The sequence below is a fragment of the Rhodoglobus vestalii genome, from assembly GCF_006788895.1.
Classification (GTDB): domain Bacteria; phylum Actinomycetota; class Actinomycetes; order Actinomycetales; family Microbacteriaceae; genus Rhodoglobus; species Rhodoglobus vestalii.
This window is the reverse complement of record NZ_VFRA01000001.1, coordinates 750,062-764,696: the sequence shown is the minus strand read 5'-3', so window position 1 is coordinate 764,696 and position 14,635 is coordinate 750,062. Positions and strand designations below refer to the sequence as shown.

General features: G+C 61.6%; 14 protein-coding genes. 6 read left to right on the top strand and 8 right to left on the bottom strand.

The window, feature by feature from the left end; genetic code table 11:
• Window positions 1-90 precede the first annotated feature (90 nt).
• Window positions 91-264, top strand: a complete 174-nt coding sequence (locus FB472_RS03635) for a DUF3117 domain-containing protein (RefSeq protein ID WP_010206141.1) — start codon at window positions 91-93, stop codon at window positions 262-264.
• On the opposite strand, the gene uvrA is transcribed toward FB472_RS03635, so the two are convergent.
• Together uvrA and FB472_RS03625 are read right to left on the bottom strand one after the other, a co-directional pair.
• Entirely contained in the window at window positions 261-2,726 is a 2,466-nt protein-coding gene (uvrA, locus tag FB472_RS03630) for an excinuclease ABC subunit UvrA (protein WP_141989694.1), read from the bottom strand. The genes FB472_RS03635 and uvrA overlap by 4 nt on opposite strands.
• A gap of 73 nt (window positions 2,727-2,799) precedes the next feature.
• Entirely contained in the window at window positions 2,800-3,432 is a 633-nt protein-coding gene (locus FB472_RS03625; protein WP_141989693.1) for an O-methyltransferase, read from the bottom strand.
• A 62-nt stretch (window positions 3,433-3,494) separates the two neighbouring features.
• On the opposite strand from FB472_RS03625, the gene FB472_RS03620 reads away from it, so the two are divergent.
• Window positions 3,495-3,878 carry a twin-arginine translocase TatA/TatE family subunit gene (locus FB472_RS03620; protein WP_141989692.1) on the top strand — a complete coding sequence of 128 codons (384 nt, stop codon included), beginning with the start codon at window positions 3,495-3,497 and terminating at the stop codon, window positions 3,876-3,878.
• Between the two features lie 12 nt (window positions 3,879-3,890).
• Here the strand turns inward: FB472_RS03620 and FB472_RS03615 are convergent, their stop codons facing one another.
• Entirely contained in the window at window positions 3,891-5,453 is a 1,563-nt protein-coding gene (locus FB472_RS03615; RefSeq protein ID WP_141989691.1) for a succinic semialdehyde dehydrogenase, read from the bottom strand.
• Between the two features lie 60 nt (window positions 5,454-5,513).
• Between FB472_RS03615 and FB472_RS03610 the strand changes: the two genes are divergently transcribed.
• Both FB472_RS03610 and FB472_RS03605 read left to right on the top strand, forming a co-directional pair.
• Entirely contained in the window at window positions 5,514-6,917 is a 1,404-nt protein-coding gene (locus tag FB472_RS03610; protein WP_141989690.1) for an MFS transporter, read from the top strand.
• Window positions 6,914-8,404 (top strand): pyridoxal phosphate-dependent decarboxylase family protein, encoded by a 1,491-nt coding sequence (locus tag FB472_RS03605; RefSeq protein ID WP_141989689.1) that lies wholly within the window; start codon window positions 6,914-6,916, stop codon window positions 8,402-8,404. Before FB472_RS03610 ends, FB472_RS03605 begins: the two co-directional genes overlap by 4 nt.
• Window positions 8,405-8,424: 20 nt before the next feature.
• Here FB472_RS03605 and FB472_RS03600 read toward each other — a convergent pair whose 3' ends face one another.
• Window positions 8,425-9,339 carry a LysR family transcriptional regulator gene (locus FB472_RS03600; RefSeq protein WP_021810000.1) on the bottom strand — a complete coding sequence of 305 codons (915 nt, stop codon included), beginning with the start codon at window positions 9,337-9,339 and terminating at the stop codon, window positions 8,425-8,427.
• A 71-nt stretch (window positions 9,340-9,410) separates the two neighbouring features.
• Here FB472_RS03600 and FB472_RS14470 point away from each other — a divergent pair, with 71 nt between their 5' ends.
• Window positions 9,411-9,533, top strand: a complete 123-nt coding sequence (locus FB472_RS14470) for a hypothetical protein (protein WP_281283076.1) — start codon at window positions 9,411-9,413, stop codon at window positions 9,531-9,533.
• A gap of 71 nt (window positions 9,534-9,604) precedes the next feature.
• Here the strand turns inward: FB472_RS14470 and FB472_RS03595 are convergent, their stop codons facing one another.
• Genes FB472_RS03595 through FB472_RS03585 form a run of 3 tightly spaced genes read right to left on the bottom strand, consistent with a single transcriptional unit; the run spans window position 9,605 to window position 12,583 of the window.
• On the bottom strand, window positions 9,605-10,732 hold the full coding sequence (locus FB472_RS03595; protein WP_141989688.1) for a P-loop NTPase: 1,128 nt from the start codon (window positions 10,730-10,732) through the stop codon (window positions 9,605-9,607).
• A complete protein-coding gene (locus FB472_RS03590) occupies window positions 10,729-11,265 on the bottom strand; it encodes a DUF1003 domain-containing protein (RefSeq protein ID WP_141989687.1) in 537 nt (178 codons plus the stop codon). Before FB472_RS03590 ends, FB472_RS03595 begins: the two co-directional genes overlap by 4 nt.
• Window positions 11,252-12,583, bottom strand: a complete 1,332-nt coding sequence (locus FB472_RS03585) for a magnesium transporter MgtE N-terminal domain-containing protein (protein ID WP_141989686.1) — start codon at window positions 12,581-12,583, stop codon at window positions 11,252-11,254. The genes FB472_RS03590 and FB472_RS03585 overlap by 14 nt, the downstream gene beginning before the upstream one ends.
• Before the next feature lie 36 nt (window positions 12,584-12,619).
• Between FB472_RS03585 and FB472_RS03580 the strand changes: the two genes are divergently transcribed.
• Window positions 12,620-13,129 carry a YflT domain-containing protein gene (locus FB472_RS03580; protein ID WP_215730375.1) on the top strand — a complete coding sequence of 170 codons (510 nt, stop codon included), beginning with the start codon at window positions 12,620-12,622 and terminating at the stop codon, window positions 13,127-13,129.
• Here the strand turns inward: FB472_RS03580 and FB472_RS03575 are convergent.
• Window positions 13,126-14,604: an aminopeptidase P family protein gene (locus FB472_RS03575; protein WP_141989685.1), complete on the bottom strand. Its 1,479-nt coding sequence runs from the start codon at window positions 14,602-14,604 to the stop codon at window positions 13,126-13,128. The two genes, FB472_RS03580 and FB472_RS03575, sit on opposite strands and share 4 nt — an antisense overlap.
• Between the last annotated feature and the right edge of the window lie 31 nt (window positions 14,605-14,635).

Below are 14,635 nucleotides of genomic sequence, written 5' to 3'. Positions count from 1 at the left end.
AAGAGTTATCCAGAGATGCTTCTGTTGGGTTTCGGTATCCACCTGTTATGCGGGATAATGGGAGTAAGTACCAATGAAAGGGGACTAGCTATGGCAGCCATGAAACCGAGAACCGGTGACGGGCCGATGGAGGCTGTCAAAGAGGGTCGTCTCATCATTGTTCGCGTGCCCCTTGAAGGTGGCGGTCGTCTCGTTGTTTCTGTTAACGACGACGAGGCCAAAGAACTCCATGATGCTCTTGCAGGTGTTGTAGCCGCCGTTTAAGCGGGCTGGTTTCTGGCTTTCCACTTGGCGAGGTGCTCGGCTGTTGCGCCCGGCCCCTGGGCCACGGAGTCGGGAGTTCCTGAAGCGACAACCTGACCCCCAGCATCGCCTCCGCCCGGGCCTAGGTCGATGACCCAATCGCATGCCGTGATCGTGGCGTGATCGTGTTCTACTACGATCACGGTGTTGCCGGCGTCAACAAGTTGTTGCAGCTGATTGAGTAAAAGGCGGATGTCTGCGGGGTGGAGCCCTGAGGTCGGCTCGTCGAGCAGGTAGAGCGCGTGACCGCGCTGGGCGCGTTGCAGTTCGGTTGCCAGCTTGATGCGCTGGGCTTCGCCGCCACTGAGCTCTGTTGCGGGCTGGCCAAGTCGAAGATAGCCAAGCCCGACGTCGCGAAGTGCCGTGAGACTGCGAGTGGCCGAGGGAACATCGGCAAAGAACCCTGCTGCGGTGTCGACGGTCATTGCCAAGACTTCTGCGATCGACCGGTCGTGATAAGTCACTTCGAGGGTCTCGGTGTTGTACCGAGCGCCATGACAGGTGTGGCACGGTGCATAGGTACCGGGCAGGAAGAGCAGTTCGACAGACACGAAACCTTCACCCTGACATGTCTCGCAGCGCCCGCCCGCGACGTTGAAGGAGAAGCGACTCGCCGTGTAGTCACGAGCTTTCGACTCGTCGGTCGCGGCAAACAGTTTGCGAACAACATCAAACATCCCGGTGTAGGTGGCGAGGTTTGAGCGGGGCGTCCGCCCGATCGGGCGTTGATCGACGAGAACGAGGCGATCGAACGCGTCGACTCCCGAAACATCGCCGATATCGACCTGTCGCTCTGCAGCTTCTGGGTCATCCGGAGTTGCGCCGAGGTGCCGGCGCACTATCTGAGCGAGAACTTGGGTGACAAGAGTCGATTTCCCCGATCCAGAAACACCCGTAACTGCGGTCATCACGCCGAGCGGAAAATCGACGGTGACATTCCGAAGATTGTGGAGGGATGCCTCGGCTAATCGAAGCCAGGAGTCGGGCGTGCGAACCTCGCGCGCAGACGGTGCAGCGCGCGGAAACAGATAGCGGCCGGTCACCGATTCTTCGACCGCGGCAAGGCCATCCACGGGGCCCGAGTATACGAGCTGGCCCCCACCCTCACCGGCACCGGGACCAATATCGATCACCCAATCGGCGCGACGGATGACGTCGAGATCGTGTTCGACGACAAAGAGTGAGTTGCCCGAAGCTTTCAATCGGTCGAGAACGTCGAGCAGCGGTTGAGCATCCGCGGGGTGCAGGCCTGCCGAGGGTTCATCCAGAACGTAGATGACTCCGAAGAGACCCGAGCGCAGTTGGGTGGCGATCCGCAACCGTTGTGATTCGCCGGGGGAGAGGGTGGTGGAGTTTCTGCCAAGGCTTAGGTAGCCAAGTCCCAAGTCAAGAAGAACGTCAACCCTCGCGATCACGTCGTGGGTAATTCGGCGGGCAACTTCGGTGGTTTCGGCCGGTGCGCTCTCGCCGCTGTTCGGCGACGCATCGATTCCGTGCCGCAACCGGGTGGCAATATCGGCCAAGGGCACCGCGTTCATTTGCGCAATGGTGAGCCCGGCGAAGGTCACGGCACCGGCGCTCGGCTGGAGGCCGCTGCCGAGACAGTCAGGGCACTGCATGCTCTGCACAAAGCGCAACGCGCGGTCGCGCATCCGCTGGCTCTGAGACTGCGAGAGCACGTTCATGATGTGCTTGCGCGCGCTCCAAAACTTGCCGTAGTAGCCGTTATCTATTCGATCCCGTTCCGGCTTAACCAGGACAGAGGGTTGTTCGTCGGTGTACAGCAACCACTCGCGGTCGGTGCGACTCAACGTGTTCCACGGCTTCTCGATGTCAATGTCGAGACCGCTCACAATGCTGCGCAGGTTTGCGCCCTGCCACGCGCCCGGCCATGCCGCAATTGCCCCATCACGGATGCTCAGTGACGGGTCAGGCACGAGCAGGTCTTCCGTGACATCGTGCACGACTCCGAGACCATGGCAACGAGGGCACGCTCCCGCCGCGGTGTTGGGGGAGAAGGCTTCAGCGGAGAGGTGATCGACACCGAACGGATATGTGCCCGCGCGGGAGTACAGCATCCGCAGCAGGTTTGACAGGGTCGTAATCGTGCCAACGGTCGATCGCGAGCTTGGCGCTCCGCGGCGCTGCTGCAGAGCTACCGCCGGGGGGAGGCCGCTAATTTCGCCAACATCGGGTGCACCAACCTGGTTGAGGAGGCGACGCGCGTAGGGCGCAACTGATTCAAAGTAACGCCGTTGTGCTTCGGCATACAGTGTGCCAAATGCGAGAGACGACTTTCCTGAACCGGAGACACCCGTGAAGACAACCAATTGGTCGCGAGGAATATCGAGGTCAATGTTTTGAAGATTGTTTTCCCGGGCGCCACGTACGTGCACCCAGCCATCCATGTCGTTCACCGTCATTGGCTCCATATTACGTACCGACCCTGAGTGGGAGCTAGTTCAGGCTGGTGGGAGCTGGCGGGGCCAGTGGGAGCTAGTCGCTGAGCTTGGTCAGCTGAAGCAACCCGTCACCGACCGGAATGAGGGAACTGATCACTGCCTCAGACTGCGAAATCTCCCTCAGGAGTGATCGGAAGTTGGAGACTGTCGCATCGCGTTGGGTGGGGTCAGCAACGCGATCGCGCCAGAGCGCGTGTGCCACGGCAACGACGCCGCCGGGCCGCACAAGGCGCAGCCCATGTTCGACATATTCGATCACCGAATGGGGGTCGGCATCGATAAACACTAGGTCGTAGCTTGACTCGTTCATGCGGGGCAGCACTTCGGAAGCCTTGCCTCCGATTTGGCGAACGCGGTTTGCGGCAATGTTCGCATTGGCGAATACAGTGCGCGCGACGTGCTGGTGGTCAAGCTCGGAGTCGATTGTCGTGAGCAGCGCCGTGGGACTTCCGGAGAGCATCCAGAGCCCACTAATGCCCACGCCGGTACCCACCTCGATGATGCTCTTGGCGCTGGTTGCTGCGGCTAACAACGCGAGTTGCGCGCCAACCGCGGGGGAGACAGCCTCGATGCCGAGTTCACTCGCATGCACGCGTGCCGCAGCAATTTCTGGGCGTTCGGTAACGAACTCCTCGGCGTACTTCCAGCTCAGCTGCTTGTCAGACACATTTCTCCCATCGCTGAGACAACTGTAGACGCAGCAGCCGATGCCGCCGGTAAGCTAAACGGGTGTCCTTCGGTCTCACATTTGACAAGCTGCTGATCATTGGGATCCTCGCTGTCTTTTTGCTGGGCCCCGACCGCTTGCCGTATTACGCGTCCCAGCTGGCGCGCCTCGTGCGCTCACTGCGCGACATGGCTAACGGGGCGAAAAACCGCATGCGTGAAGAGATGGGCCCCGACTTTGACGAAATCGACTGGAAACAGCTCGATCCCCGTCAGTATGACCCGCGCCGCATAATCCGTGACGCACTGACGGAAGATGAGTCGCCGCCGGTTACTGTGCGCCCGCCTCGATCTGCGGCCTATGCAGAACGGCAGGCAGCTCTTACTGAGCGCCAGCGTCAGTTCGCGGACGGCGAGAAAGCGCCGTTCGACAGCGAAGCAACCTAGCCTTCGCTTGGGTTAGCGTCGGCGAAGCACCTTCAGCACACCCAGAAGCGTGATCATGAGCCCAGCCATAGCGGCGAACTGTGTGCCAGTGCGCGGCAACTGAATAATCCCATTCGACTGTGAAATGGTGCGCGACTGCACGAACCGCAAGATTCCCTCGGGACCACTACGACGGCCGAGACCCGAACTCTTCATGCCGCCCATGGGGGCATCGACGCTGGAGAGGCTGCCACGGTACCCCTCGTTGATATTCACGCTCCCGGCATCCAATAGATCGGCAAGGCGACGAGCGCGCGCAACAGACCCACTGAAGATGGATGCGTTCAACCCGAATTCGGTATTGTTAGCGCGGTCAATCGCTTCGGTGTCGCTCGCGACCGCCGTGATGGCGACAACGGGCCCGAAGGTTTCATTGGCGAAGCACTGCATCTCTTCGGTGACGCCGTGGAGCACGGTGGGGGCAAAGAAGTAGGGTCCAATCTCGGGCCGAGCCGCACCGCCTGCGAGCAGTGTCGCACCCTTGGCTAGAGCGTCGTCGACGTGCGCTTGAACCCGCTGCAGTTGGGCGGCAGACGTCAGCGATCCGACATCGCCGGAGTAGTCGAGGGCCGCGGTCTGGGTGAGGTCGGCGACTCGGGCGGCGAACTCACGGGTGAAGTCTTCGGCGATGGACTCGTGCACGTAGATGCGTTCGATGGAGACACACAACTGGCCCATCGAGGCGAAGCAGGCGTGGACGGCATCCGCTGCAGCCGTGGCCGGGTTAGCGTCAGCAAGAACGAGGAGCGGGTTCTTGCCGCCGAGTTCGAGGGAAGCTCCGATGAGGCGGCCGGCGGCACGTTTGCCGACGCTGGTACCGGTGGGCGTCGAGCCGGTGAAGCAGACGTAGTCACAGCTGTCGACGACAGCATTGCCCACTTCGTTGCCGGGGCCCGCGACGATAGGCCACAGCTCTGCCGGAACGCCGGCGTCAATGTAGGCCTCGCGGGTGGCAAGCATCGCGAGGGCCCCCTGATTGTCAATTTTTTGGATGACGGCCGAGCCCGCGGCGAGCGCCGGCACAATATCCATGGCGCCGAGCGCGATGGGGTAGTTCCACGGGGTGACGACCCCGATGAGTTTTTTGGGGCTGTAACTCACCCGGGTCGACAACACCAGCGGAATACCTGCGCGCCGTCGTTTAGTGGCAAGAACCCGCTGGGCGGATACGGCGTAGTAGCGAGTGACGGATGCGGCTTGAAAGATCTCTTCGAAGGCGTGGCCCCGGCTTTTGCCCGATTCGGTTTGCAACAGATCGAGTAGCTCTTCTCGGCGCTCAAGCAGCAGATCGTGGGCGCGCAGCAGCACCGCGCGCCGATGAGCGAAGCCCGCAGCTCGCCAAGCAGGCTGCGCCAGCCGGGCAGATTCTGCCGCCTCCTCAACATCGCCGACAGAGCTCTGCGGCAGCTCGTGCAGTGGCTGCCCAGTGAAGGGGGCGATGACGGTGGCAGTCGTGGCGGTAGTGCAGCTCAACTGTGCGACGAGTGCGTCCCGGCGTCGAGCCCCGATCAGTGTGGCGGCGGTGAGAGGTGACATACGTTAACACTACGACCGGGCGTCACAATTTCTGCTGTGGGTAGCGCTAGGCTCACAAAGATGACGACCGCAGGATCGAGAGCTCTGACCCGACCCACTATCGCCACTTACGCCATTGGCTCGCTGGGCACGGGAGGTTTCGCTGCCCTGCCCGGCCTCGTGCTGGTCTACTACCTCACCGACACCCTGGGAATTGCGGCGCTCGCGGCAGGAATTCTGGTGACGCTCGCTAAGGTGTGGGACGTTCTGATCGATCCGGTAATCGGCGCCAGAAGTGACCGCAGCCTTGCCCACCGCGGCACACGGCGGCGGATGATGCTGCTGGGTGCCGTGGTGCTACCGGTGCTCTTTGCGCTGACCTTTGCTGTGCCCGCCGGAATTGGCCCGGTCGCTTCGGGAATTTGGGTGTTTGTGGCGTTTGTCGCTGCGGCGACCGCATTCAGCCTGTTTCAGGTTCCCTACATTGCCCTGCCTGCCGAGCTGACGAGCAGCTACGACCAGCGCACACGATTGCTCGCCACCCGCGTTGTTGTGCTGACCATTGCGATCCTGCTGTTTGGGGCTGGTGCACCCGAAATTCGTGATGCCTTTGCGGATGAACGGCTCGGCTACCTCGTGATGGCCGTCTCGGCTGCCGCCCTCATCGGCGTCTCGCTCATCATCTCGTCTTTCTCTGCACCGACCGGCTCTGCGACCACGGCACCCAGTGTCTCCCTCGTTGACACCTATCGGGTGGGAGTTGCCGCGCTCAATCGCAGCCAGCCATTCCGAGCACTACTACTGACTTTCCTGCTGCAGGGACTTGCCACCGGCGTGATGCTTGCCGGAGCCCAATACGTTGCCACCTGGGTGCTCGGTGCCGGCGTCGCAATTCTCTTCGTCTCGCTCATCGGCCCCGCACTGATTTTCGCACCCGTCTGGGCCGCGATCTCCCGCCGCATCGGCAAAGAACGCGCATTCGTGTGGGCCTCATCCCTCTTCGGCATTGCCGCCCTGTCGATCGTGCTGCAACTGTGGTGGCCCGGCGAATGGATTTACGCTCCCGTGGCGCTCGCCGGGGCCGGCTACGCCGGAATGCAGGCCCTCCCCATGTCGATGCTTCCCGACGTGATCTCACACGACGCCCGTCGCCACCGGAAAGCGTCAGCGGGCACCTTCGGGGGAGTGTGGACGGCGGGTGAAACCACCGGCATGGCGCTCGGCGCTACTGTGCTGACTATCGTGCTTGCGGCATCCGGCTACCTCGAATCGGTGGCCAATCAAGAGGTAACCCAGCCCGATTCGGCGATCGCGGGCATCATCATCAGCTTCAGCGTTGTGCCGGCGGTGATTATCGGGGGCTCGCTGCTCACGTTCGCACGCTATCCACTTCGCCGACATGACATCGAGCACGCCGACACCGCGCACGCCGACACCGACCCTGTTGGCGGTCACGCACCACACAGCACTGAGGAGAGCAAGTGAATTTCGAACACGACCCCACCGACATCTTGGAACGTCTCGCGCAACTGCGACTTGCGGATGCTCCCACTCATGGTGGACGAGTGCTGTCGTATGTGTACGACTCTGGGCTTGCCGAGCTCGACGAGTTAGCTGCCAGCGCCATTCGTGCGGTGCAGCCGGTGAATGGTCTCGACCCCACGACGTTTACCTCGGTTGCTGTCATGGAGCGTGAAGTGGTCGAGTTTGCGCGCGACCTACTCGGTGGCGATTCGGATGTTGTGGGCACCGTAACCACCGGCGGCACCGAAAGTTGTTTGCTGGCCGTCAAGACGGCGCGCGACGTGTGGCGCGGTGTCGGTTCCGCGGCCCGTTCCGGCACCCCGCGGTTGCTCGCACCGGTGACGGTGCATGCGGCGTTCCATAAGGCTGCCCACTACTTTGGGCTCCAACTTGACCTGGTGCCGGTGGGTGCTGACGGGATCGTTGTCGCGAGTGATCTGATTGCGCGCTTCGGTGATGATGTTGCACTGGTGGTGGTGTCTGCCCCCAGCTATCCGCACGCGGCGATGGACCCGGTGGCCGAGGTTGCTGCCGCTGCGGCCAAGCAGTCCATCGCCTGCCATGTCGATGCGTGTATTGGCGGCTGGGTATTGCCGTTCTGGGATGGTGTCGCGCCGTGGAACTTCGCGGTGCTCGGTGTGACGAGCATCAGCGCCGACCTGCACAAGTTTGGTTATGCACCTAAGGGGGTCTCGGTGCTGTTGCAGCGTGGTCGTGACCGCCAGCGTGCTCAATTTTTTGCCACGACCGAGTGGCCGGGCTATCCGGTCGTGAATCCGACAATTCTGGGCTCGAAATCTGCGGGCCCATTGGCGGCGGCGTGGGCGATCATTCAGGCGCTCGGCACTAGAGGGCTAGCCGAGCTTGCGCAGTCGTGTGCCCGGTCGACACGGGCGGTGCGTGATGTCATCGCCGAGATTGAGGGCTTGCGTGTTGTTGGTGACCCGGTGGGTCCGCTCGTTGCGGTGGCCTCCGATGAGGCGGTGCCGGCTGATCGTCGGGTTGACGCGCACCACTGGGCTGATCAGGTGCGCGCGCATGGTTTTCTTTTGCAACTGCAGCCGAGTTTGGCTCAGAGTGATGGCACCGTACTTCCCGCGACGACCCACCTCACTATTACCCCGGTGACGGAGAGTGTGCTCGACGAGCTGAGTGCGGCCCTGCGCTTGGCCGCTGACGAAGTTCGCGGAACGCCCGCAGTGTCGGCAGAGGTTGTGCTCGCCGCGTTGCCGTCCGAGGTTGGTGCTGCGCTGTTGGCCCCGGATGCTCCTCCGTTGAGCGCTCAGGAGGCTGCAGCGATTCTGACCATGATGGGCCTTGAGAAAGCCAGCGAGGGCCTGCCAGCACGGATGGCGCCGCTGCTCGCTCTCATCGGTGCGCTGCCGGCATCGCTGACCGAGAGGCTGCTGACTGAACTCATCGCGCGGCTAGTCGAACCCACGCCTTAAACCGCTTGCACACCGTTCTGCTAGGCCGTGCGTTCGAGCTCGAAACGTTTGGCCTCATCAACGAGCGCTTTCACCACCGCGCGCACTGACGGACGTTCGGCGCGGTCGGGGCGCAGCAGCGCGGAAATAAGCCGCGAAGAGGGTACGCCCTTGAGGGGTCGCGTAACCAGACCGTTCTCGCGGTCTCGGGTAGTGAAGCGTGGCAAAATCGCAATGCCGTGGCCGGCGGCGACCACCGCCTCGACAATGCTGTTGTCTGTGAGCCGCTGCGCGATCTTGGCTGGTGCACCGTTGGCTGCTTCGATGCGTCGAAGGATCCGATCGAAGGGGAGTCCCGAGGGTACCCCGATCCAAGTTTCATCGATGAGATCTGCGGGAGTGAGCGCCGGCTTGCGGCCAAGGGGATGATCTTCGGGTAGGGCGACATCCAGTGACTCCCGCATGAGGGGAACAACAGCCAGCCCGCGTTCGGTCCACGACGGGAGTACGTGCGGGGAGTCGGACACAACGACGTCGTAGTCGGCGGTGAGGTTGGCAACATTCTCAAGGATGGAATCCTGATCGTTGCAGGAGAGGATGAGCCCGGGCAAATGGTTGACAGCGTGAAAGAGTCCGGGCAGCAGCATCTCCCCACCCGTGGGAAATATGGTCATCGTCACCTCACCTCGGGGTGACTCACGAAAGTCATTCCAGAGCGCTTCTGCCTTCTCAATTGCGGTTGCTACGTCTGCCGCGGTCTGGGCGAGGGCACGCCCGGCGGAGGTGAGGGCGATTCCTCGACCGACCCGCTCAGTGAGGGGGATGCCAGCCTCACGTTCGAGGATCTTGAGCTGTTGCGAAACTGCTGATGGCGTGCGCATGGTGGCTTTCGCGACCGCGGTGATGCTGCCGCGATCAGCCAGTTCACGCAGTAGCTCGAGCCGCCGTATTTCCATGTAGTTATTCTACATAGTCAGCTAAGAAAGATCATCTTGTTCTAACAGATCAATTACGATGGAATATAGACATGAACATCGAACTCGTCATCATTGGGGCCCTGTCCGCATACGGCATTGCCGCAACCCTGCGCGCCGTAGCAACCGACGGATACCGTCGCATCCCCACCCGCCGCTACAACCAAATGACGTAGCCACCGCCCGTCGGTACACGCAACACCGCAGCACACTCGTGCTGTGGTGTTTTTGCGTTAACCGGGGCACGCTAGTTGGTGCTCAACCCCAACTTGCGGCCAGCAACGCTGCGCTTGTGCGACCGAAGAGTCACCGCCAGGGCATGGATTGCTTGAGCCGCCGGATCCGCTGGAGCCGCAATCACCACGGGTACCCCGACATCGCCACCCTCGCGCAGGGCAATACTGAGCGGGATCGACGCCAACACCGAGACCGGCTCCTCTGGAGTTGAGAGTTTAGCTGCGGCATCCACCCCGCCACCGGAACCAAAAAGTTCCAGCACACTGCCATCGGCCTGGGGGAGCCCCGCCATATTCTCGATGACACCAATAACCCGCTGACCGGTTTGGCGGGCAACGAGTCCGCTGCGCTCAGCAACGTCGGCGGCCGCCGACTGCGGCGTTGTGACGACCACGACGTCGGAGTGCGGCAGCAACTGGCCAAGCGAAATCGCTACGTCACCCGTGCCGGGCGGAAGGTCGAGTAGCAACACATCGAGGTCACCAAAGAATACGTCAGTAAGGAACTGCTGAATCGTGCGGTGCAGCATGGGCCCACGCCATGACACGGCCGTGTTCTCCTCGACGAACATGCCGATCGAGATCACCTTCACGTCGTAGGCAATGGGGGGCAAAATCATCTCGCCCACCTGGGTTGGCTTAGTGCCGTGAAGACCCAGCAACCCCGGGATCGAAAAACCGAATACATCGGCATCAATGACGCCGACCCGCAAACCGCTCTGAGCGAGAGAAACAGCAAGGTTTGCGGTGAGCGTCGACTTACCCACACCACCCTTGCCACTGGTCACGGCCACAATTTGGGTCAACGAGTCGGGCCCAAACTGCATCGTCTTTGGGCGCCCTTTGCGCAGCTTCTCGGTGAGAGCATCGCGCTGGGCGCGAGACATGATCGACACGTCTACCGTCACCGCTGTGATGCCGGGCACACGGGCGGTAGCCTCACGCACATCGCGTTCGATCGTTGTCGCGGCCGGGCATCCCACAATCGTCAAAGTGAGACCGACGGATGCCGCACCGGCATCATCAACCGAGACCTCAGAGATCATGTCGAGCTCCGTCACCGGTCGACGAATCTCGGGGTCGATCACGGAGGAAAGCGACCTCCGAACCGCCGCCTCGATGGCGCTGTCAGCGGTCACGAAGACGCCACGTTCTCGTCGTCAGCCTGGTCATCTTTTTCCAGCTCTTCGAGCAGGGCACGAAGCTCGGCGCGAATAAAGTCTTTGCTGGCCAGATCGGTCATCGCCAAACGCAACGCAACCACCTCGCGGGCCAGATATTCGGTGTCATTGAGGTTACGCTCGGCGCGCTGGCGGTCCTGTTCGATCTGAACGCGGTCTCGGTCATCTTGACGGTTTTGGGCGAGCAGGATCATGGGAGCTGCGTAGGACGCCTGCAGTGACAGAATTAGGGTCAGCAACGTGAAGTTGGTGGCACGTGGGTCAAACTGGGCGTCGAACGGTGCGCTGGTGTTGTAAATCAACCACACCCCAACAAAGGCGGATAGTCCGACCAGAAACCACGGGGTCCCCATGCCTCGAGCGAACGCTTCTGAGTAGCGGCCCATGCGATCGCGGCGCTGAAACATGCCGAAACCGCTGCGAAGACCCTTGGGAGTGTCGAGCCGCAACTCGTTTCGCTGTGATCGTGCTGATCTTTTAGCTGATGCCACGGGGTGACCTCCCTGCGCGAATTGCTTTCTGCTGAACGATGGTGAGCGGTCTCGTAGAGGTGTCGTCGAAACTCGCCGACTCGTCGGTGGTACTTCGCCAGTCGTCGGGAAGCAGATGATCAAGCACGTCGTCAATGGTCACCACCCCGAGTAGTCGGTGGTTGTCATCGACCACGGGCACAGAAACGAGGTCGTAGCTGGCAAGGATGCGCGAAACTTCTGCGGCCGTCGTTGACGAGCGCACCGGTTCAAGAGACTGATCGATCAGAGCACCCAAGCGTTCGTTGGGTGGGTAGCGCAGCATCCGCTGAAAGTGCACCATGCCGAGCAGTCGACCGGTGGGCGGTTCGTAGGGAGGAAGCGTGACACAGATTGCGGCGCCGAGTGCCGGTGCGAGTTCGTGACGACGGATGAGGGCGAGACCCTCTGCGACCGTCGCGTCGGCAGACACAATGATCGGTTCGGTCGTCATCAGACCACCGGCGGTGTCGGAGTCGTAGCTGAGGAGAAAGCGAACGTCTTCGGCTTCTTCGGGCTCCATGAGATCAAGCAGAGTTTCGCCGCGCTCATCGCTGAGGTGGGCGATGAGGTCGGCCGCGTCATCCGGTTGCATCTGGTCGAGCACGTCGGCGGCGCGGTTGTCGTCGAGTTTGTTGAGCAGGTCAACCTGCTCCTTTTCAGGCATTTCTTCAAGAACATCGGCGAGGCGATCGTCGGAGAGTTCCTCAGCAACTTCCATCATGCGCTGCTCGGGCAACTCGAGCATGGCGTTGGCAAGGTCGGAGGGCAGCAGGTCCGAAAAACTTGCCGCCAGTTGGGTGGCCGACTGTGCCTCACCGGTGCGGACATTCTGTTTAATCTCATTCCATGCCGCGAAGTCGGTTGGTCCCTTGCCGAACAGCGGCGACCCGGTGGTTTTGGGGCGGCGGAGGAAGAGTTGGCTGATCTCCCACTCGCCAATATCGACCTCTTCAATAGCCACGTCTTCAATTTGGGCTTCGCCGGACCCGTCAGCAAGGGCAACTTTGCGGCCCAACAACTCCGCCATCACACGAATCTCTCCACCGCGCTGCTCAAAGCGGCGCAGGTTTAACAGCCCTGTGGTGATGATCTGGCCAGAACCGATACTCGTGACGCGCCCGATGGAAAGAAAAACATGACGCTTGCCCGGAACTTCGGCAATCATTCCGATCACGCGGGGACTGTCATCTGCGCGCTCAACGACAAGCACATCGCGCACCTTGCCGACACGGTCGCCGTTAGGGTCGAAGACCGAGCAGCCCACCAACCGGGCTGCGAATACTCTTGATGTGCTCACACCTAAAACCCTACCCCTGCATGGGAGAATGAACCGATGAGTAACTTCAGTGGATTTTCCCGCCGTGCCGCCGCTCAGACGAGTATGCCCCGCGGAGACGTTCTCGGCAGCTACAACAGCCATGCTGACGCCCAGAGCGTCATCAACCGTCTAGCCAAAGCTGAGTTTGACGTCAAAGGCATCGCCATTGTCGGCCGCGACCTCACCACGGTCGAAATGGTGACCGCCCGTCTCAGCTACGGCCGCGCAGCCCTGGCAGGTGCAACCACCGGAGCGTGGCTCGGGCTCTTCTTCGGGCTAATCACAACCATCATTGCGCCGATCAGCCCCCAGCAGGTGGGCATCTTCTTTGCGGCGATTCTTACCGGTGCGGGCATCGGAATGATCTTCGGCGTGATCAACTACTCAATCATGCGTAAGCGTCGTGACTTTGCCGCGACATCCCAACTCATCGCTGACCGCTACGAGATCATCATCTCGCCCGATCGCATCATTCAAGCGCAGAGCGTTTTGGCCAGCAATAGTGCGGGAGACTCACCCCGCTAAGAGCGTGCCATCCACGCTTCCACGGCATCCGCGGTGCGCGGGATGTTGACCGACAAGTTTTCGGCACCATCTTGGGTGACCAGAATGTCGTCTTCGATGCGCACACCGATACCGCGGTACTCTTCGGGAACGGTGAGGTCATCCGGCTGAAAGTAGAGACCGGGTTCGATCGTAAATACCATTCCGGGCTCAAGCACCCCGTCGAGGTACATCTCGCGCCGTGCCGCAGCACAGTCGTGGACGTCGATGCCGAGGTGATGGCTCGTACCGTGCACCATATAGCGACGGTGATACTGGTTGTCAGGAAGCAGCGACTCTTCGGCAGAGACCGGCAGCAGCCCCCACTCGGCGGTCTTCTCAGCGATCACGCGCATCGCCTCGGCATGAATGTCACGGAACTTGATTCCGGGGCGCACGATGGCAAAGGCGGCATCTGCCGCTTCCAGAACCGCGTCGTACACCCGACGCTGAATCTCGGTGAAGCTGCCGCGGATAGGAAGGGTGCGAGTGATGTCAGCCGTGTAGTAGCTGTCTAGCTCGATACCGGCGTCAATCAAAATGAGGTCGCCCGGCGTGACGGGTCCATCGTTGCGAGTCCAGTGCAGCACGCAGGCATGCGGACCAGAAGCCGCGATCGTGTCATAGCCGACCGTGTTGCCCTCGGCGCGGGCCCGACGGTTGAAAGTGCCTTCCACAAGTCGTTCCCCGCGGGCGTGCGCAACAATGTTCGGCAGGTCAGCAATGATGTCGTTGAAGCCCTGCTGGGTAGCGTTCACCGCGGCGCGCATTTCTCCGACCTCATAGGAGTCCTTGACGAGACGCAGCTCGCTTAGGTCACGGCTGAGGTCATCGTCACCGTCGTGTTCGAGAGCTTCGGAATCGGCCATCAGAAGGCGGCGACCATCGACCTGGTCGGTCATGTCGCGGTCAGCATCGCGAACGATCAGGGCGCTGGAGTCGACGAGGTCGAGCACTGCCTCGAACTGAGCAAGCGGAAGCGTCGCGAGGCCGAGATCGGTGGCGACATTACTGAGCGATGGGCGCGGTCCTGTCCAAAATTCGCCGACATCCGAATTGGCGTAAAACTCGTTGGTGTCGCGGCCGGCAGCGGGGCGAAAGTAGAGGGTGGCGGTGTGGCCAGCATCGGTGGGTTCCATCACGAGCACACTGCCGGCGACCGCATCCGAACCCCAGCCGGTGAGGTGGGCGAACGTGGAGTGGGTGCGGAAGGGATAATCGGTGTCGTTGGAGCGCACCTTTGCGGCGCCGGCCGGAACGATAAGACGCTTGCCGGGGAAACGTTGCGAGAGACGGTTGCGCCGGTCAGCCGCAAACGCCGCCTGATCGCGAGCAACTACGTCGACTTCGGAGCGCTCTGCCCATCCCGACGAGATGTAGTCAGTGAAGCTTGACGATTGGGGAGTCGTCGAACGATTAGAAGTCGCGCGGGGGCGGGGGGTCGATGAATCTGCCATACCTCTAGTGTCACCCTTGCGAGGCAAAAAG

What these genes read in the sequence shown, in the direction of transcription:
- FB472_RS03635 (WP_010206141.1), top strand. Translation starts at nt 91, where the DNA reads ATGGCAGCCATGAAACCGAGAACCGGTGACGGGCCGATGGAGGCTGTC.
- uvrA (WP_141989694.1), bottom strand. Translation starts at nt 2,726, where the DNA reads ATGACGGTGAACGACATGGATGGCTGGGTGCACGTACGTGGCGCCCGG.
- FB472_RS03615 (WP_141989691.1), bottom strand. Translation starts at nt 5,453, where the DNA reads ATGTCACCTCTCACCGCCGCCACACTGATCGGGGCTCGACGCCGGGAC.
- FB472_RS03610 (WP_141989690.1), top strand. Translation starts at nt 5,514, where the DNA reads ATGACGACCGCAGGATCGAGAGCTCTGACCCGACCCACTATCGCCACT.
- FB472_RS03600 (WP_021810000.1), bottom strand. Translation starts at nt 9,339, where the DNA reads ATGGAAATACGGCGGCTCGAGCTACTGCGTGAACTGGCTGATCGCGGC.
- FB472_RS14470 (WP_281283076.1), top strand. Translation starts at nt 9,411, where the DNA reads ATGAACATCGAACTCGTCATCATTGGGGCCCTGTCCGCATACGGCATT.
- FB472_RS03580 (WP_215730375.1), top strand. Translation starts at nt 12,620, where the DNA reads ATGAGTAACTTCAGTGGATTTTCCCGCCGTGCCGCCGCTCAGACGAGT.
- FB472_RS03575 (WP_141989685.1), bottom strand. Translation starts at nt 14,604, where the DNA reads ATGGCAGATTCATCGACCCCCCGCCCCCGCGCGACTTCTAATCGTTCG.